The organism is Streptococcus equinus, from assembly GCF_900104225.1.
Lineage (GTDB): Bacteria > Bacillota > Bacilli > Lactobacillales > Streptococcaceae > Streptococcus > Streptococcus equinus_D.
In genome coordinates this window covers 24,721-41,546 of sequence record NZ_FNJK01000006.1, presented here as the reverse complement: position 1 = coordinate 41,546, position 16,826 = coordinate 24,721, and the positions used below count along the sequence as shown (strand labels likewise).

Below are 16,826 nucleotides of genomic sequence, written 5' to 3'. Positions count from 1 at the left end.
TCCTTTTTAAAATCCTTTTAATTTTTATATAATAAAGGCCATAAGGAAGTGAAAAAATGTATCAAGTAATCAAAATGTATGGGGACTGGGAACCCTGGTGGTTCTTGGATGACTGGCAGGATGATATCATCGAAGAACAAGTTTTTGAATACTTTGAAGAAGCTGTGTCATTTTATAAATCAGAATGGCAGTCGTTGAGAATGAACCTGCCAAGTTGTAAGTGTCATGATAATTTTCAAGCTGCTTTCTGGGATCAATCAGAAAAACGTTGGTGTGAAAATTGTGGTGACTATCTGCAACAGTATCATTCCCTTTTAATTCTAAAAGATGGGCAAGAATTGTCTCAAGAACATTTTGCTTATCATTTTAATGTTCGAAATGACGAACCTAGTCCCAGACCTCGAAATTGCAAATTCAAACCTTAATCATGGAAATTTTTCCATGGTTTTTTCTTTTTATCAAGATTTTTACGAATATAAGAGTGAGGAGGTTAAAATGATTCAGGAAAAAGCAAAGCAGCTTATTAGGGACGCTGTTGAAAAGAATGCACAAGATATTTATATTGTTCCCAAAACCAATCATTATGAAATATATCAGCGTATTGGAGATGAACGTCAATTTATCCAAGAAGTTGCTATTGATGAGATGACGAGTCTGATTAGTCATTTTAAATTTGTAGCGGGGATGAATGTGGGTGAGAAACGTCGTAGTCAGTTAGGCTCTTGTGATTATGTATTTGCTGATGATGAAGAAATCTCATTGCGTTTGTCTACAGTTGGTGATTATCGTGGACATGAAAGCCTGGTCATTAGACTTCTTTATTCAGGGCGCCATGATTTGCAATATTGGTTTGATGGGGCTAGAAATATTTTAGAAGCGATTGATAGTAGGGGACTTTATCTTTTTTCCGGGCCAGTAGGGAGTGGGAAAACCACTCTCATGTATCAATTGGTTCGGGAAAAATTTCCGGATAAACAAGTCATTACAATAGAAGATCCTGTTGAGATTAAGCAAGAGAATATGTTGCAGTTGCAACTCAACGATGAGATTGGTATGACTTACGATAATCTGATTAAACTTTCGCTCCGTCATAGACCAGATATTTTGATTATAGGTGAGATTCGGGATAGTGAGACAGCACGTGCGGTTATTAGAGCAAGTTTAACAGGGGTTCTAGTTTTTTCAACGATTCATGCTAAGAGTATCCCGGGTGTCTATGCAAGATTATTAGAATTAGGAGTTAGTAGGCAGGAGCTAGAAAATAGCTTACGAGCTATTATTTATCAGCGGTTAATTGGCGGTGGAGGTGTAGTTGATTTTGCCAAAGGAGATTTTGAACATTACTCACCAAAAAGGTGGAATGAGCAAATTGAAAGCCTTGCTAGAGACGGACATATCAGTGCTGAGGAAGCGAAAATCGAAAAAATTGCCTTTTAAAAAACAGCAGAAGGTTATTCAATTATTTAATAATTTATTTAACAGTGGCTTTAATTTAACTGAAATTGTTTCTTTTTTAAGACGAAGTCAACTATTAGCAGAAGTTTATGTGGATACCATGCAGGAATCTTTGTTAAGTGGTGCAAGCTTAGCTGATATGATGACGAAACTCGGCTTTTCAGATACGATTGTAACTCAGATTGCTCTTGCTGATGTTCATGGTAATTGCCAGCAGAGTTTGCTAAAAATTGATGGTTATTTGGCTAGTATGTCAGTTGTTCGAAAGAAATTGATTGAAGTGGCGACTTATCCTTTGATTTTGCTCAGCTTTTTAATTCTGATTATGTTGGGCTTGAAAAATTATTTGCTGCCGCAATTAGAAAATCAAAATATTGCCACTCAGATTATTAGTCATTTTCCTATGATTTTTTTGGGTGGTTTTGCCTTACTAGGCTTAGGAAGTTTTTTAGGATTTTTGTACGCAAAGCGTCTATCACCGATTTACCTTTATAGTCAGCTAAGTCGTTTTCCGATTTTGGGACGCTTTGTCCGCCTTTATTTGACAGCTTATTATGCGCGTGAATGGGGGAATCTGATTGGCCAGGGAATTGAATTAATGGAGATTGTTGAACTTATGCAAAGGCAAAAATCTCGTCTTTTTCAAGAAATTGGAAAGGATATGCAAGAAGCTTTGCTTGCAGGGCAATCTTTTCACCAAAAGGTTTTAGATTATCCTTTTTTCTTGCGTGAGCTTAGTTTGATGATTGAGTATGGTGAAGTCAAATCAAAATTAGGGCGTGAACTGGATATCTATGCAGAAGAAACTTGGCAGAATTTCTTTAGTCAATTAACACAAGCGACACAATTGATTCAACCTTTAGTTTTTGTTTTTGTGGCTTTAATTATTGTTTTAATTTATGTGGCAATGCTTTTGCCAATGTATCAAAATATGGGAGGAAATTTTTAATGAAAAAACTTTGGAAAAAATTACGTCAAAAGTCTGTAAAAGCTTTCACACTCGTGGAAATGCTGATTGTCTTGCTTATCATTGGTGTCTTAATGCTGTTATTTGTGCCTAATTTGAGTAAGCAAAAAGATGTCGTGCATGAAAAAGGGGATGCTGCGGTTGTTAAGGTTGTTGAGAGTCAGATGGATCTTTATGAGGTTAAAACTGGAGATAAAGCTAGTGTAGATGACTTGGTAGAAGTTGGCTATATTACAAAAGAACAAGCCAAAACTTACAATGAAGCTAAGAAGTAAGACGCTAGCAGCTTTTACGCTTATTGAAAGTTTGCTGACCTTAATGATTTCTTGTTTTATAGTCATCATGTTTTCTCATTCGGTTAACTGCATTTTTCAGTCTGTTGAGGAAAAGCTATTTTTCCTCTCTTTTGAAAATTGCTACCGCGATACACAAAAATTGGCTAGTATCAAGCAAGAAAGTCAGACCTTACATATATCACAAGATGGTATTTCAAATGGGATGACTAGCGTTACTTTACCTCAAACAGTGTCTGTAGCCAAAAATTATCAAGTTGTTTTTGATAAATCTGGGGGCAATTCATCTTTAGCAAAACTACAGTTTTATACTGAAACTCAAGAAGTTGATTATCAATTGTACATAGGAAGTGGTAACTATAAAAAAACAGAAACTAAAAGCCTACATACTCCTTGAAGGATTGGTATCTTTAGCCTTGTTAGCAACGATTACTAGTCTTGTTTTGGGGGAGATGGATCACAGTCGTCAACGTATGCAAGAAAGCCTACACCAACAAGAAGTGTTAAATGTGGCAACGATGGCAGTTCAAACAGGACAAAATCACTTGGCAATAAATGGTGTCGATGTTGAAATTGTTAAACATGATGGTGAGATTCATGTTTTTGACGGTCAAAATGAGGTTTTATATGTCAAGAAAAACTAGACTAAAAGCTTTTACCCTTTTAGAAAGCTTAGTTGCTTTGCTGGTCATTTCAGGGTCGATACTGGTCTATAAAGGTTTAACTCAGTCGATTTCAAGTAACGTTCACTATTTATCTGTTAATGAGCAAGACAAATGGTTGCTCTTTTCTCAGCAGTTACGTTCAGAACTTGAGGAATGTCAGTTAGATAAAGTCGCTGACAATAAGCTTTATGTTAATAAAGCTGGTCAACAGTTAGCTTATGGCTTATCTAAGGCAGATGACTTTAGAAAGACAAATGCTTCTGGTCAGGGCTACCAACCTATGCTTTTTGGAGTGACGTCATCTAGTGTGATTCAGGATGGCAATAAAGTAACGATTAAACTGCAGTTGGGTAAAGATATGGAGAGATATTTTGTCTACACTTTTGAAAAGAAAAGTTAAAGCAGGAATTTTATTGTACGCTTTGTTGATGGCAGCTATTTTTGCTTTGTTGTTGCAGTTTTATTTGGGGCGTGTGGTTGCTAGTGAACGTCAGCATCAAGCTCAGATAAAATCTGCTAAAGCTTATTTAATGGCAGAGATTAGCAAAGATTTGGTCAAAGATGAATCTGGACAATATCAATTTGATAAGGGAGTTGTTACCTACCACCACAAAGATGACGTGTTAGTAGAAACAGTGACATTAGAGAGTAAAGAAGAGTTTCATTATACTTTTTACCTTCCTAAGAAAGAAAATCAAGCACCTGAGAAAGAAAGTCACTAGTGCTTTCTTTTCATTTTCAATGTTTTTTGATATTATAAGTTTTGGAGGGGAAAATGAATTTTGAAAAAATCGAAACAGCTTATGGGCTGATTCTAGAAAATATACAGTTAATCGAAAATGAGTTGAAAACACACATTTACGATGCACTTATTGAACAAAACTCTTTTTATCTTGGTGCTGAAGGTGCCAATGAAACAGTAGCGGCAAATAATAAAAAACTACGCCAACTTGATTTAAGCAAAGAAGAATGGCGTCGTGCTTTTCAGTTTATTTTTATTAAAGCTGCTCAAACAGAAGCACTTCAGGCAAACCACCAATTTACACCTGATGCTATTGGCTTTATCTTAATGTTCCTTATTGAGAATTTGACAGCTTCAAAAGAACTTGATGTTTTAGAAATCGGTAGCGGAACAGGTAATCTTGCTCAAACCTTGCTAAATAATTCATCTAAAGACTTGAATTACCTTGGAATTGAAGTTGATGATTTGTTAATCGATTTGTCAGCAAGTATTGCCGAAGTGATGGATTCTAAAGCTCAATTTATTCAAGAAGATGCTGTACGACCACAGATTCTTAAGGAAAGTGATGTCATCATCAGTGACCTTCCAGTCGGCTTCTATCCAAATGATGAAATTGCGAAACGCTATAAAGTAGCAAGTAGTGAAGGGCATACTTATGCGCATCATTTGTTGATGGAACAATCTCTCAAATATCTCAAAAAAGATGGTATTGCTGTCTTTTTAGCACCGGTTAGTCTTTTGACAAGTAAACAAAGCGATTTGTTAAAGGCATGGTTGAAGGATTACGCTGATGTTATTGCGGTGATTACTTTACCAGAATCTATTTTCGGCAATGCGGCCAATGCTAAGTCAATTTTTGTCTTGAAGAAACAGGCTGAACATACCCCAGAAACATTTGTTTACCCGCTTGCTGACTTGCAAAGTCGTGAAGCTCTAACAGATTTTATTGAGAAATTCAAAAAATGGGCTGTTGAAAATATGATTTTTTAAAATAGTTGTGCTAAAATAGAGATATATTATGAAAGCGCTTTAGAGGTAAATTTATGGCGAAAACTATTTCTATTAATGCAGGAAGCTCAAGTCTCAAGTGGCAATTGTACAAAATGCCTGAAGAGGAAGTTATTGCAAAAGGTTTGATTGAACGTATCGGCCTTGCAAACAGTGTTTCTACAGTGAAATTTAATGGTCAGAAGTATTCGGAAACGAAAGACATTCCAGACCATACAGCTGCTGTAAAAATCCTTCTTGATGACTTGATTTCGATGGACATTATTGCTAGTTATGATGAAATAACTGGTGTTGGTCACCGCGTGGTGGCTGGGGGTGATTATTTCAAAGAATCGGCCCTGGTAACAGATAAGGTGATTCAACAGGTTGAAGAATTGTCAATGCTAGCACCGCTTCATAATCCTGGAGCAGCTCTTGGGATTAAAGCGTTTAAAGAAATATTGCCTGATATTACGAGCGTTGTTGTTTTTGATACTGCCTTCCATATGACAATGCCTGAAGTAGCTTACCGTTATCCTATTGCTAATCGTTATTACACTGATTATAAGATTCGTAAATATGGAGCACACGGTACAAGTCATCAGTACGTTGCCCAAGAGGCAGCTAAGGTTTTAGGCAAACCTTTAGAAGACTTGAAATTGATTACTTGTCATATTGGTAATGGAGTCTCTATTACAGCCATTAAAGGTGGTAAATCTGTTGATACTTCAATGGGATTAACTCCACTTGGTGGTACAATGATGGGAACACGTTCAGGAAGTATTGATCCAGGTGTCATTACTTATCTTCTAGAATGTGAGCCAGCGATGGCTGATCCTAAAAAAATTCGTACCATCTTGAATCGTGATTCAGGTTTACTCGGTATTTCGGAAAAATCAAGTGACATGCGTGATATTTTAGCAGGAAAAGCAGAAGGTGATGAAAAATGCCAACTTGCTTATGATATGTATGTTGATCGCTTGAGAAAATATATTGGACAATACTTCGCCGTTTTAAACGGTGCGGATGCTATTGTCTTCACCGCTGGTATCGGTGAAAATTCTAGTGATGTTCGTGCGGATGTCATTTCTGGAATGACTTGGTTTGGTGTCGATGTTGACCCAGCTAAGAATGTTTCAGGTGCTTATGGTGTGATTTCAACAGATCAAGCTCGCGTAAAAGCAGTTGTTATTCCAACGGATGAAGAACTTGTGATTGCGCGTGATGTTGAACGTTTCAAACACCCTACTAATTAGTTATCAAAATATTATGATAAGACCAGAAAAGCTGACCTACGGGTCAGCTTTTTTGATGCTTTTATAAAAAAATGTAAAATAAACTTGACATAAAATGTAAAGCGTACTATACTTTAAATGTAAAGTTAACTTTACTAATGAGAACTCATTGGAGGGATAAATGGAAACAAGAATTCAAGAACTCCGAAAAGCAAATAAAGTTAGTCAAGCTGAGCTTGCTGAGGCATTGGGGGTAACGAGACAGACGATTATTTCTCTAGAAAAAGGCCGATACAATGCTTCTTTAGAGTTAGCACATAAAATCGCTAAATATTTCGGTATGACAATCGAAGAAGTTTTCATCTTTGACGAAGAATAATAGGAGATAGAGAGTATGAAAAGATAAGTTTGGTTTTAAGTAGACGCGTTACGGTTTTTTCACAGAATAGAAAGGAAAATAAATAATGTTATTAAAGGCGCTTCAAAATTGTCAGCAAAAGAAAACATTGGAAGAATATCGAAGTTACTTGATGAAAGTATCGTATGTAATTTTGGGACTTTCGATTTTAGGGATTATATTATCGTTTGTCATTCGAGCTAATGATTTTGCATCAGGTTTATTGCTTGGAAGTGGTAGTAGTGGTTTAATTGTTGCCATCTATTATTGGATAGTTTGTCATCAACCCAAACGCTTAAAAACTGCTTATATTGCTGCATATGATGAACGTAATCAATTTATTTTGCGTATGACAGCAGTATCAATGTTGGTAATGATGTTCTTAATCAATTTTGTCTTGATTATTTTATATGCTTTCTTTAGTGTTGAATTGTCTTACATTACGTTGTTATTGATCTGGTTGTATAGTTTGAGTTTAGGATTTTTAATACTTAGAGGAATTCTTTCAAAGATTTTATAGGGAGAGTGTTATGAAAAAAGTAGTATCATTTTTTAAATATCTTGGTTTAGCGGTAGGATTAATTCTTCTTGAACAATTGCCTACAGTTTTTCTCAGAAAAAATCAGCCGACTTGGCAAGCTTTCATCATTATGGTTTCCTTGTTGTTAGTTACACTGTTAACGGTTTATGTTGCTAAACGTTTGGGATTTTTAAATCATTTAGAGCAATTATTAACCGGGGATGCTTGGAAAAGTATCTTTATGGGATTTTTGGTTATGGTTCCCATCAAAATGCTTGGAGGCATTACTTTATTTTTAGAACATGGTGCAAAAACTGATACGCTTAACCAATCTGTTATTGAGCAACTTGGGATGTCTCCGTTAATGTTATTGGTTTTGACTGTTATTGCAGCACCGATTGTTGAGGAATTTGTTTTTCGTGGCCTTATCGTTAAGCAAGCTTTTAAGTTTTCCAAACTAGGAGTTGGTGTTAGTACTTTTCTTTTTGGAGCTCTTCATATGCCAACGGACATTGGTAGTTGGATTCTTTATGGAGGCATGGGATTGGTGCTCGCTTTAGTTTATCAAAAGACACAAAAACTTGAATATTCAATCGCTCTTCATGCAATCAATAATTTTCTTGGTGTTATTTCGATGATTTTTTAATACATAAAAAGGTTGAGACAATTTGTCTCAATCTTCTTCTATTTTTATCGTTTACAAAGCTTTTGCTTTATCGATTGTGGCATCAATACTTGAAACAACGCTAGCTGTCAAGCCAGTTTTTTCAAGGTCAAGTAAACCTGCGATGGTTGTTCCACCAGGACTTGAGATTTTATCAATCAAATCATGTGGGCTATCAGAACCTTGAAGTAGATTTTCGGCACTCGCAAGGACGGTTTGTGTCACGATGTCGAGTGATTTTTCTTTTGGAATACCGTATTTGACACCTGCTTTAGCGAGGGCTTCGATAAATAGGTAAATGTAAGCTGGGCTTGATCCTGCAAGAGCAGTGAAGGTATCAAAGTCTTTTTCAGGAATATCAAAAGTTGATCCAAAACTGTCTGTGATTTCTTTAGCGGTTGCTAGGAGTTCTGCAGAGACTTTGTCATTAGTACAAATAGCAGTAGTACTTTTAAGAATTTGAGCGTTGAGGTTCGGCATAATGCGGATTAGTGGAAGGTTTGGATCAGTTAATTTACCAAGACGTTCAAGTGTTACCCCTGCTGCCATTGAAAGGATGGGTTGGTGGAAGTGAAGTCCAGCAAGGACTGGTTCAAACATTTGGGGTTTGATACCAAGGACAACCAAATCAGATTGGTCGATAAGTTCTTGATGTGAAAGAGCTGCTTCAACTTCAAGCTGCTCTGCAATTTCGCGTGAGCGAGGAAGTGAAGAACCTGAAATGATGATATCGTGTGATGTTGCATTAAGTCCGTTGATGATGGCAGTAGCCATTTTTCCGACTCCGATAAATCCAATTTTCATAGTAAGACAAAGGGGAAAGTACAAGAGAAATGTTTAATGACCTGAGTCCCCTAGCTCCTTTCTAGTATTTTTTGATGAGGTCAACAGTTGAGCGGTCTAGTTTTTTAACAATAGCTTGGATGAAGGCTTGTGCTTGTAAGAAGTCATCCATAGCATAAAGGCTTTGATGTGAGTGAATGTAACGTGCACAAACTCCGATAGTTGTTGATGGGATACCACCGTTTTTGAGGTGAGCCGCACCAGCATCTGTACCACCTTTAGCAGCGTAATATTGGTATTTGATACCAGCTTCTTCAGCAGTTGTGAGCAAGAAGTCACGCATATCTTTTAGCATTACGTGTCCTGGGTCGTAGAAACGGAAAAGTGTTCCATCACCAATTTTACCTTGGTTACCATAGATGTCTCCGGCTGGTGAACAGTCAACAGCAAAGAAAAGTTCTGGTTGGAATTTTGTAGCAGATACGTGTGCGCCGCGAAGACCAACTTCTTCTTGAACGTTAGCACCAGCGATAAGGGTGTTATCAAGTTTTTGACCTTTAAGGCTTTCAAGCAATTCTGTCACCATAAGCACACCAAAGCGATTGTCCCAAGCTTTAGAGATAACATTTTTTTGGTTTGCTGTGAGGATAGTTTCAGATTTTGGAACAATGATATCACCTGGAAGGATACCAAAGGCTTCGGCTTCAGCTTTGTCTGTAAATCCTGCATCAAAAATGATGTCATCGATTTTTGGAAGTGAAGCAGAGCCATTTGTTCCGCGAAGGAAATGTGGTGGGACTGAACCAGAAACAACTGGAATAGCAGAACCATCACGTGTATAAAGTGTGAAGCGTTGTGAACTTAGGACTAATGGATTCCAACCACCGATACCAACAGCACGCATTGTTCCATCGGCTTTGATTTCGCTGACCATGAAACCAACTTCGTCCATGTGTGCAGCCACCATGATGCGAGGTGCGTTTTCAGCGGCAGAATTTTTGATACCAAAAATACCACCAAGACCATCAGTTTGCACGTCATCAACAAGTGGAGTGATTTTTGAGCGAAGATAGTCACGAACACTGTGTTCGTATCCTGCGATACCATCAAGTTCAGTGACTTCTTTTATTTTTGAAAATAAGTCTGACATAAAAACCTCGATTCTATGGTTTCTATTTTACCACGTTTTCTGACAATTTTTAGATTGAAATAACATTAAATATTTGGACCTTGGTATTATGTGCTGAAATATGCTAAAATAAAGCGTATGAGAAACAAAAAAAGAAGCTTACTGTCACGTTTTGGCCTTGTGGGAGTCGGCGGTATCATTGTTTTGGGAACAATCCTGAAAAAACAACGCGAAGAAAAGCGACAAGAACAGATTAAAAAAGCCATTCGTGATTATTTTAGTCAATTTGGTAGCATTTCGGTGCTCTATATGAATGCTTATGAATCTGATAAGGAGAGAACGACTGGAGGCCTTGTTTTTGAGGATGGTCGAACTTTCCAATTTGTTTACCAAAACGGTGAGATTAGCTACGAGGAGGAGAAAAATGATTAGTCCAAAATCTTATGAAGAAATGGCTAGCTATTTAGAAACTGATGGCAAAGTAGTCTTCTTTTTTACGGCAAATTGGTGCCCAGACTGCCAGTTTATTTACCCAGTCATGCCTGAAATTGAAGCAGAAAATCCAGAATTTACTTTTGTTCGTGTTGACCGCGATGATTTCATGGAAGTAGCCCAACGCTGGAATATTTTTGGTATTCCTAGTTTTGTAGTGACTGAGAATGGCAAAGAAATTGGTCGTTTAGTTAATAAATTAAGAAAAACCAAAGCAGAAATTAACAGCTTTTTAGCTGGATTGAAATAGGAGAGAAAATGATTTTTACGTACAACAAAGAACACGTCGGTGATGTCCTTATGGTGATTGTCAAAGATAGCAAAGGTGCTAAACTTGACTACGAACGTAAAGGTAACGTATCACGTGTTTTCCTTGAAAAAAATGGTGAAACAGTCGCTTGGAATATTTTTGAAGTATCAAGTCTAATTGCAATTGACGGTGTTGGACAAGTGACTTTGTCTGATGAAGATGTTGCTAAGCTTAACGCTGAATTGACAAAAGAAGGCTTTAGCGAACAATTGGAAAATGACCCTTCACCAAAATTTGTTGTTGGTCAAATCAAAGAAATGGTTGCTCACCCAGATAGTGACCACTTGAACATTTGCCAAGTGCAAATCTCAGATGACAAAACTGTTCAAATCGTTGCAGGTGCTCCAAATGCTGCTGTTGGACTTAAAACAATCGTTGCTCTACCAGGTGCTATGATGCCAAACGGAAGCCTTATCTTCCCAGGTGCCCTTCGTGGTGAAAAGAGCTTTGGTATGATGTGCTCACCTCGTGAATTAGCCCTTCCAAATGCTCCACAAAAACGTGGTATCATTGAACTTGATGACACAGCTGTTGTCGGCGAAGCCTTTAATCCAGAAAAACACTGGAAAGGGTAAAATAGAGTGAAATCCTAGGAAACTAGGATTTTTTTGTTGCATCATTTTGTTATTCATTTTTTTTTCGAATAATAAGATAGGAGGTAGTGATGTATAACAAAGTTATTATGATTGGGCGTTTGACGGCGCAGCCTGAGCTTGTGACAACGCCAAATGAGAAATCTGTTACACGTGTAACACTTGCTGTTAACCGCCGCTTTAAATCACAAAATGGTGAACGTGAGGCTGACTTCATTTCACTGGTGGTTTGGGGACGTTTGGCAGAGACTCTTGTGTCTTACGCTGGTAAAGGAAGTTTGATTTCGGTTGATGGTGAACTTCGAACACGTAAGTACGAAAAAGATGGTCATACGAATTATGTGACAGAAGTGCTCTGTCAGTCTTTCCAATTGTTAGAAAGCCGTGCGCAGCGCGCCATGCGTGAGAATAATGTGGCAAATGACCTTGCTGATTTAGTTTTAGAAGAGGAAGAATTGCCGTTTTAATCTTGAAAAAGTCTGAGTTTTTAGCTCAGGCTTTTTTGTTAAAAGTGATGAAAGAAAATTAGATTTTTTCTGGATGTGCTTGTATTTGGAAAAAAATTACTGAAATAATGGAAAAAAACTCTTGGAAAGCCCTTTCAAAAATGCTATACTGAAGAAAATGTGTGGAGAAAGAGCAATGTTTAAAATTATTTTTAGCGATATTGATGGTACTCTCATAAATGACGCTTTGGAAGTGACTTCTAAAACGCGTCAAGCCCTAAGTGATGCTGTCAATTCAGGAGTTTTATTTGTGCCGGTATCGGCGCGAATGCCTGAGGCAATCAAACCAATCATTAAAGATTTTTTACCTGAGGTGCCGATGATTTCTTATAATGGTGCCTTTATTCAGGATGAATCTGGTCAAGTGATTGATAGCTGTCCAATGAGCCCGCAAGCAGCGCAAGCAATTTGCCAGTACTTGGAAAAAGAAGTGGCTGATGTTGCTTGGAATGTTTATAGCGGTGAAAAATGGTTGTCACAAAACCGTATGAACAAATGGATTTCTCGTGAAGAGCAGGTTGTAGGCCTAGCTTCTCAAGAAGCAGACCTAGAAACCATTGGTCACTTACCAGAAGTTCATAAGTTGCTTTTAATGGGTGAACCGGAACGCATGGAAATCCTCGAAGATAAGTTAAAAGAACTTTATCAGGGATTATCAATTGCAAGGTCTTTACCTTATTACATTGAAGTTATGGCAAATGGCATTCAAAAAGGGCGTGCAGTCAGCCTATTAGCCAAACACTACGGTGTTGAAATGTCAGAAACCTTAGCTTTTGGTGATAATTTTAATGATTTGGATATGCTAGAGGTTGCTGGTGAAGCTTATGTCATGGCCAATGCTCCTCAAGAAGTCAAAGAACGCATTGGACACGTTACAGCTAACCACAATCATGACGGTATCGCTCTAATTCTAGAAAAATTTAAACTGGCTCGATAAGATTTGCTTTCTCTTTTTTCACGACTTTTCAAAATCTCGGCACATGGTGTTGGGATTTTTTTAATGACGTTTGCCATTAAAAATTTTGAGTTTTGTCACCTTAACTGAGTGACAATTGTTCTGTGATAACGCTTTCTTGTTTTGGTAATATGTCTTTGTTGGATGTTTAACCTATTTTGGGTGAGTGTAATAGGAGAAAGGACTTATGAAAAAAGAACAAGAAACAAAGTGTATGAACTGGTTCATGCGTAAAAGTGGTAAAAAATGGATTTATGGCTGCAGTGTTCTGGTTTGCGGCTTACTCCTAGGAGGATTTTCAGGAAATATCTTGGCTGATGAAGCCGACACTGCAACTGTTCCAGTTGAACAGCAGGTTCAAACTAGCACTCCTGAGTCATCAGACACTGAGCTATCTCAAGCTTCTATCGAAGAATCTCAAACTGAAGTTGTAGATACTGACACAACAATTTCAGAAAATCAAGCAACAGAAAATGAAACTTTGGTAGAGCCTCAAACTGAAGCGACACAAGAAGCAGTTGCTCAAACAACTGATAATCAAGGCCTTGAATCTGATGTGGTAAGCAAGGAAGAAATTACCGAATCGGCATCGAATTTAATCTCAGATAATCAGTCTGATTCAAAAGCAGATTCAAAGCGTCTTCTTTCTACAAACCTCACTCAAGTTGAGCAAAATAATTATTATACCAATCTTGAAGGTTTGACTTATGACCCAGCAGTTTGGCAAGAACGTGAGGATGGTCTATATAGCAACGCTATTGGAAAAGGTGATAATTTCGCTTATTCCACATCAACTGGTAAGAATTTTGTCTTTCAGACTGATGTGACGTTTCTACAAAATAGCGGAGCAGCCTCACTTGTTTTTCGTTCAAATAATGATGCCAATAATTTGAAGGGCTATGTGGTTAATATTGATGGCAACAGTCACAAAGCAAAATTATGGCGCTGGGCAGAGGCGAATTTGATTGATGAAAAAGACATCACACCAAGCGTTGATAATAAATATGCTCTTAAAGTCGTTGCAGCAAACGGTTGGATTTCTTATTATGTCAACGGTATTTTAGTAGCGAATCTTAGTGATTATACCATGCAACGTAATGATTTAGGACAGACGACCTATATTTCAGATGGTTATTTTGGACTTCTAAATTGGAATGGTGAAATGGTCTTCCAAAATACTTATTATCGTGAATTATCAGATGAAGAATTACCGATTCTTAATGATGTTAAGGTTAGTTCCAAAAATGGACCTGTGGAAGCTAAAGGTCAATTCTTCCCAGAAGGAGCAACTTACATCCAATACGTTTCAAATGAGGCTTCAACAGTTGACTTAAGTTTTGTTGCCAATAATCCGCAAGCGACTATTACGGTTACGGATGAGCAAGGAAATATTTATGAAAATGCCAGTGATATTCCTGTGGCAGTTGGCGTTAATTATTTGACTGTTACAAGTACTTATACAACGGATGATGGTTTTACAGCGTCAGCAACTTATCGAATCAACGTTCATCGCAGACAGCCAGCTTCAGTTTATTACAATGAAGTCTTTCGTGATCAATACCACTATTCTGTTAAAGATGGTTGGGCAAATGACCCAAATGGTTTGGTTTATTATAATGGTGTTTACCACATGTTTTATCAATTTTATGATGATACTCAATGGGGGCCAATGCACTGGGCACATGCAACAAGTACTGATTTGATTCATTGGGAAGATCAGCCGATTGCTTTTTATCCGGATTATAATGGAACCATGTTTTCAGGTTGTATCGTTGTCGATAACCATAACACGAGTGGATTATTTGATGATAATGGTGGATTAGTAGCTTTGATTACGGTAAATGGTGAAGGTCAACGTATCAAATTAGCTTACAGCAAAGATGAAGGTAAAACTTGGCAAAAAGTAGACAAAATTGTGGCGGATTGGGCAAATGATCCACTACAAAATAGAGATTTTCGTGATCCCAAAGTTTTCCGCTGGGAAGACAAATGGTTTATGGTCGTTGCTGGTGGTCCACTTCGTATTTATTCATCTGATAATTTATTAGATTGGTCAGTGGAGTCGACTTATTCAGAGCTTCATACAGAGTGTCCGGATCTTTATCCGATTCAAACAGAAGACGGGATTATTAAGTGGGTTCTTTCACGTGGAGGACGTTATTACAAGGTTGGCGATCTTAAGGAAGTAAATGGTAAATGGACCTTTGTTGCTGATGAGGCTTATCAAACAAGTGATGGCATTATGAATTTTGGAAAAGATTCTTATGCAGCTCAGACCTATTTCACACAAGATTTTGGAACAAGTTCTAACCCAACAATTCCACAGATTATCGAACTTAACTGGATGAATACTTGGGATAATTATTGCAATCTTGTTGCTAATCGCCTTGGGCAAAAATTTAACGGAACGTTCAATCTTAATTTGGCTTTAGGACTTGTCAAAGATGGGGATAAATATGTTTTGACACAGACACCGATTAAAGCTTATGAAAGTTTACGTGATCTTGACCATTGTATCGAGTATAAAGATGTAACCATTGACAAAGATAACAATCTTTTCAAGGATTTCTCTGGAGATACTTATGAAATTGTGGCTCATTTTGTACTAAGTGCAGGGACAACAAAAGTTGGTTTCAACTTGCGTGTCGGACAAGGTGAGCTTACAAAGGTTTACTATGATTTACAAACAGGTAAAATCTACCTTGATCGCAGTCAATCAGGCATTATTCTTTCTGATAAATTTAAAGAAATGGATAGTCAAGTTGTAACGCGTAATGCAGATGGTAGCATTGATTTGCATATCTTTGTCGACCGTGCGAGTGTTGAAGTCTTTACTAAGTATGACACAGTGACTGGTGCTAATCAAATCTTTGCATCACCTCAAAGTTTAGGCCTTGGAGTATTTGTTGAGGGAGATCCTGTTAAGGCAGATATTGCACTTTATCCGATGAATAGTATTTGGACAGAAAAAGTTGCTACAACAGAACCTCAAAGTATTGTTCCAGCTTCAGATACAACAGTCCGATTGAATGTTGGTGATACGACAACTGTGAAAGCTTATGTTTCACCGTCAGGTGCTAGTCAAGATTTACTTTGGGCAATCAGTGACCCGAGTCTTGTAGCAACAGAAATTTCTGGTAATCAAGTCTTAGTTAAAGCCTTAAAGAAAGGGCAAGTAATTGTCAGAGCAAGTTCTAAGGACAATCCTGCGGTTTACCAAGATTTTGTTCTTGATATTTTAGAAAATAACCTTAATACAAATGTCAATGATGCGACTATCGTATCAGGTGATTGGTACGTTGATGGTGAATCTCTCCATGTTGACAATCATGGTGCGAATGATATTTACATGTCGTCACAAAAAGCACCAGAAAATTATCAAATGGATTTGGATGTCAAGTATGGTAGGGGCGTGGTTAATATCTTCTTTGCGTCAGCGAATATTGATCCAGCAAATGCCTATGCTGTTCAATTTGGAGACAATAATATGGTCCGTCTGTTCCGGTTTTATGGTGATACTATTTACGAAGCTCCAATGGCTGCTGCAATCAATGATAATCAGTTCCATCACGTTCGTTTAGTGAAAACAGCTAATATTATTGCTGTTTTGGTTGATAATCAATTGGTTATGAGTTATGCTTTTGACCAAGTAGATGATTACTTTAATGATGCTTACTTTGGTTTAGGCCTTTGGGATGGTGAACTTGAGGTTCAAAATTTCTTTGTGACTGATTTGGATGCAAAAGAACCAAATCCAAAACCAGCTGATGACAAAGAAGCACCAATAAAAGAGGTGACATCATATGAGCTTGCTAAGGCAGAAGTCGCATCTGTTTCTGAAAATGCACAAGTTAGTCCGACAGTGTCTGATCAACCAGTACAAGTAGCTAAAGTAAAATTAGCTTCAGAAAGTGTTTTGCCACAAACTGGGGAAAAAGAAAATCATTTAACAAGTCTAGGAATCTTAGCTGTATTGTCTAGCCTTGTAGCAATCTTAGGGCAAGTTTTCAAGAAAAAAGAACAATAACATAGGGAAAGAGAAAAGTTTCTTTTCTCTTTTTCGCTTTTTCAGGAGTGTATCCCAAATTGTCTAGACATTTTAAACGTGTTATAATAAAACTACGTTTGAGAGT

General features: G+C 37.5%; 21 protein-coding genes. 19 read left to right on the top strand and 2 right to left on the bottom strand.

Annotated elements, in window-relative coordinates; all coding sequences use genetic code 11:
* Window positions 1–56: 56 nt before the first annotated feature.
* The 13 genes from BLP98_RS08000 (at window position 57) to BLP98_RS07940 (ending at window position 7,907) form a co-directional block, all read left to right on the top strand.
* Window positions 57–425 carry a DUF1033 family protein gene (locus BLP98_RS08000; protein ID WP_074482770.1) on the top strand — a complete coding sequence of 123 codons (369 nt, stop codon included), beginning with the start codon at window positions 57–59 and terminating at the stop codon, window positions 423–425.
* Between the two features lie 70 nt (window positions 426–495).
* Window positions 496–1,437 (top strand): competence type IV pilus ATPase ComGA, encoded by a 942-nt coding sequence (gene comGA / locus BLP98_RS07995; protein ID WP_074482785.1) that lies wholly within the window; start codon window positions 496–498, stop codon window positions 1,435–1,437.
* On the top strand, window positions 1,361–2,404 hold the full coding sequence (comGB, locus tag BLP98_RS07990) for a competence type IV pilus assembly protein ComGB (protein ID WP_200795919.1): 1,044 nt from the start codon (window positions 1,361–1,363) through the stop codon (window positions 2,402–2,404). The genes comGA and comGB overlap by 77 nt, the downstream gene beginning before the upstream one ends.
* On the top strand, window positions 2,404–2,697 hold the full coding sequence (comGC, locus tag BLP98_RS07985; protein WP_074482766.1) for a competence type IV pilus major pilin ComGC: 294 nt from the start codon (window positions 2,404–2,406) through the stop codon (window positions 2,695–2,697). Before comGB ends, comGC begins: the two co-directional genes overlap by 1 nt.
* The gene (gene comGD / locus BLP98_RS07980) at window positions 2,681–3,112 is read left to right on the top strand and encodes a competence type IV pilus minor pilin ComGD (RefSeq protein ID WP_074482764.1); all 432 of its coding nucleotides are present in this window, start codon (window positions 2,681–2,683) and stop codon (window positions 3,110–3,112) included. Before comGC ends, comGD begins: the two co-directional genes overlap by 17 nt.
* Entirely contained in the window at window positions 3,066–3,359 is a 294-nt protein-coding gene (gene comGE / locus BLP98_RS07975) for a competence type IV pilus minor pilin ComGE (RefSeq protein ID WP_074482762.1), read from the top strand. The genes comGD and comGE overlap by 47 nt, the downstream gene beginning before the upstream one ends.
* The gene (comGF, locus tag BLP98_RS07970) at window positions 3,343–3,780 is read left to right on the top strand and encodes a competence type IV pilus minor pilin ComGF (protein ID WP_074482760.1); all 438 of its coding nucleotides are present in this window, start codon (window positions 3,343–3,345) and stop codon (window positions 3,778–3,780) included. The genes comGE and comGF overlap by 17 nt, the downstream gene beginning before the upstream one ends.
* The gene (gene comGG / locus BLP98_RS07965; protein WP_074482758.1) at window positions 3,752–4,102 is read left to right on the top strand and encodes a competence type IV pilus minor pilin ComGG; all 351 of its coding nucleotides are present in this window, start codon (window positions 3,752–3,754) and stop codon (window positions 4,100–4,102) included. Before comGF ends, comGG begins: the two co-directional genes overlap by 29 nt.
* Window positions 4,103–4,155: 53 nt before the next feature.
* Entirely contained in the window at window positions 4,156–5,112 is a 957-nt protein-coding gene (locus tag BLP98_RS07960) for a class I SAM-dependent methyltransferase (RefSeq protein WP_074482756.1), read from the top strand.
* 53 nt (window positions 5,113–5,165) lie between these two features.
* Complete coding sequence (locus tag BLP98_RS07955; protein ID WP_074482754.1) at window positions 5,166–6,365, top strand: acetate kinase; 1,200 nt, start codon at window positions 5,166–5,168, stop codon at window positions 6,363–6,365.
* Between the two features lie 160 nt (window positions 6,366–6,525).
* Complete coding sequence (locus BLP98_RS07950) at window positions 6,526–6,723, top strand: helix-turn-helix transcriptional regulator (protein ID WP_074482752.1); 198 nt, start codon at window positions 6,526–6,528, stop codon at window positions 6,721–6,723.
* An 85-nt stretch (window positions 6,724–6,808) separates the two neighbouring features.
* Window positions 6,809–7,261: an ABC transporter permease gene (locus tag BLP98_RS07945; RefSeq protein ID WP_074482750.1), complete on the top strand. Its 453-nt coding sequence runs from the start codon at window positions 6,809–6,811 to the stop codon at window positions 7,259–7,261.
* Between the two features lie 10 nt (window positions 7,262–7,271).
* Window positions 7,272–7,907 (top strand): CPBP family intramembrane glutamic endopeptidase, encoded by a 636-nt coding sequence (locus BLP98_RS07940; RefSeq protein WP_074482748.1) that lies wholly within the window; start codon window positions 7,272–7,274, stop codon window positions 7,905–7,907.
* A 51-nt stretch (window positions 7,908–7,958) separates the two neighbouring features.
* Here the strand turns inward: BLP98_RS07940 and proC are convergent, their stop codons facing one another.
* The gene (gene proC / locus BLP98_RS07935) at window positions 7,959–8,729 is read right to left on the bottom strand and encodes a pyrroline-5-carboxylate reductase (protein WP_074482783.1); all 771 of its coding nucleotides are present in this window, start codon (window positions 8,727–8,729) and stop codon (window positions 7,959–7,961) included.
* Between the two features lie 61 nt (window positions 8,730–8,790).
* Window positions 8,791–9,858: a glutamyl aminopeptidase gene (gene pepA / locus BLP98_RS07930; protein ID WP_074482746.1), complete on the bottom strand. Its 1,068-nt coding sequence runs from the start codon at window positions 9,856–9,858 to the stop codon at window positions 8,791–8,793.
* Between the two features lie 117 nt (window positions 9,859–9,975).
* Here pepA and BLP98_RS07925 point away from each other — a divergent pair, with 117 nt between their 5' ends.
* The 6 genes from BLP98_RS07925 (at window position 9,976) to BLP98_RS07900 (ending at window position 16,720) form a co-directional block, all read left to right on the top strand.
* Entirely contained in the window at window positions 9,976–10,269 is a 294-nt protein-coding gene (locus tag BLP98_RS07925; RefSeq protein ID WP_074482745.1) for a DUF4651 domain-containing protein, read from the top strand.
* The gene (locus BLP98_RS07920) at window positions 10,262–10,579 is read left to right on the top strand and encodes a thioredoxin family protein (protein ID WP_074482743.1); all 318 of its coding nucleotides are present in this window, start codon (window positions 10,262–10,264) and stop codon (window positions 10,577–10,579) included. The genes BLP98_RS07925 and BLP98_RS07920 overlap by 8 nt, the downstream gene beginning before the upstream one ends.
* Before the next feature lie 8 nt (window positions 10,580–10,587).
* Window positions 10,588–11,214: a YtpR family tRNA-binding protein gene (ytpR, locus tag BLP98_RS07915; RefSeq protein WP_039697427.1), complete on the top strand. Its 627-nt coding sequence runs from the start codon at window positions 10,588–10,590 to the stop codon at window positions 11,212–11,214.
* 89 nt (window positions 11,215–11,303) lie between these two features.
* On the top strand, window positions 11,304–11,699 hold the full coding sequence (locus BLP98_RS07910; RefSeq protein WP_074482742.1) for a single-stranded DNA-binding protein: 396 nt from the start codon (window positions 11,304–11,306) through the stop codon (window positions 11,697–11,699).
* A gap of 175 nt (window positions 11,700–11,874) precedes the next feature.
* Window positions 11,875–12,675 carry a Cof-type HAD-IIB family hydrolase gene (locus BLP98_RS07905; RefSeq protein ID WP_074482740.1) on the top strand — a complete coding sequence of 267 codons (801 nt, stop codon included), beginning with the start codon at window positions 11,875–11,877 and terminating at the stop codon, window positions 12,673–12,675.
* Window positions 12,676–12,880: 205 nt separating this feature from the next.
* On the top strand, window positions 12,881–16,720 hold the full coding sequence (locus BLP98_RS07900) for a GH32 C-terminal domain-containing protein (RefSeq protein WP_074482738.1): 3,840 nt from the start codon (window positions 12,881–12,883) through the stop codon (window positions 16,718–16,720).
* The last annotated feature ends 106 nt before the right edge of the window (window positions 16,721–16,826 follow it).

Coding starts and splice junctions, on each gene's coding strand:
- BLP98_RS08000 (WP_074482770.1), top strand. CDS start 57: ATGTATCAAGTAATCAAAATGTATGGGGACTGGGAACCCTGGTGGTTC.
- comGA (WP_074482785.1), top strand. CDS start 496: ATGATTCAGGAAAAAGCAAAGCAGCTTATTAGGGACGCTGTTGAAAAG.
- comGB (WP_200795919.1), top strand. CDS start 1,361: ATGAGCAAATTGAAAGCCTTGCTAGAGACGGACATATCAGTGCTGAGG.
- comGC (WP_074482766.1), top strand. CDS start 2,404: ATGAAAAAACTTTGGAAAAAATTACGTCAAAAGTCTGTAAAAGCTTTC.
- comGD (WP_074482764.1), top strand. CDS start 2,681: ATGAAGCTAAGAAGTAAGACGCTAGCAGCTTTTACGCTTATTGAAAGT.
- comGF (WP_074482760.1), top strand. CDS start 3,343: ATGTCAAGAAAAACTAGACTAAAAGCTTTTACCCTTTTAGAAAGCTTA.
- BLP98_RS07960 (WP_074482756.1), top strand. CDS start 4,156: ATGAATTTTGAAAAAATCGAAACAGCTTATGGGCTGATTCTAGAAAAT.
- BLP98_RS07955 (WP_074482754.1), top strand. CDS start 5,166: ATGGCGAAAACTATTTCTATTAATGCAGGAAGCTCAAGTCTCAAGTGG.
- BLP98_RS07950 (WP_074482752.1), top strand. CDS start 6,526: ATGGAAACAAGAATTCAAGAACTCCGAAAAGCAAATAAAGTTAGTCAA.
- BLP98_RS07945 (WP_074482750.1), top strand. CDS start 6,809: ATGTTATTAAAGGCGCTTCAAAATTGTCAGCAAAAGAAAACATTGGAA.
- BLP98_RS07940 (WP_074482748.1), top strand. CDS start 7,272: ATGAAAAAAGTAGTATCATTTTTTAAATATCTTGGTTTAGCGGTAGGA.
- proC (WP_074482783.1), bottom strand. CDS start 8,729: ATGAAAATTGGATTTATCGGAGTCGGAAAAATGGCTACTGCCATCATC.
- pepA (WP_074482746.1), bottom strand. CDS start 9,858: ATGTCAGACTTATTTTCAAAAATAAAAGAAGTCACTGAACTTGATGGT.
- BLP98_RS07925 (WP_074482745.1), top strand. CDS start 9,976: ATGAGAAACAAAAAAAGAAGCTTACTGTCACGTTTTGGCCTTGTGGGA.
- BLP98_RS07920 (WP_074482743.1), top strand. CDS start 10,262: ATGATTAGTCCAAAATCTTATGAAGAAATGGCTAGCTATTTAGAAACT.
- ytpR (WP_039697427.1), top strand. CDS start 10,588: ATGATTTTTACGTACAACAAAGAACACGTCGGTGATGTCCTTATGGTG.
- BLP98_RS07910 (WP_074482742.1), top strand. CDS start 11,304: ATGTATAACAAAGTTATTATGATTGGGCGTTTGACGGCGCAGCCTGAG.
- BLP98_RS07905 (WP_074482740.1), top strand. CDS start 11,875: ATGTTTAAAATTATTTTTAGCGATATTGATGGTACTCTCATAAATGAC.
- BLP98_RS07900 (WP_074482738.1), top strand. CDS start 12,881: ATGAAAAAAGAACAAGAAACAAAGTGTATGAACTGGTTCATGCGTAAA.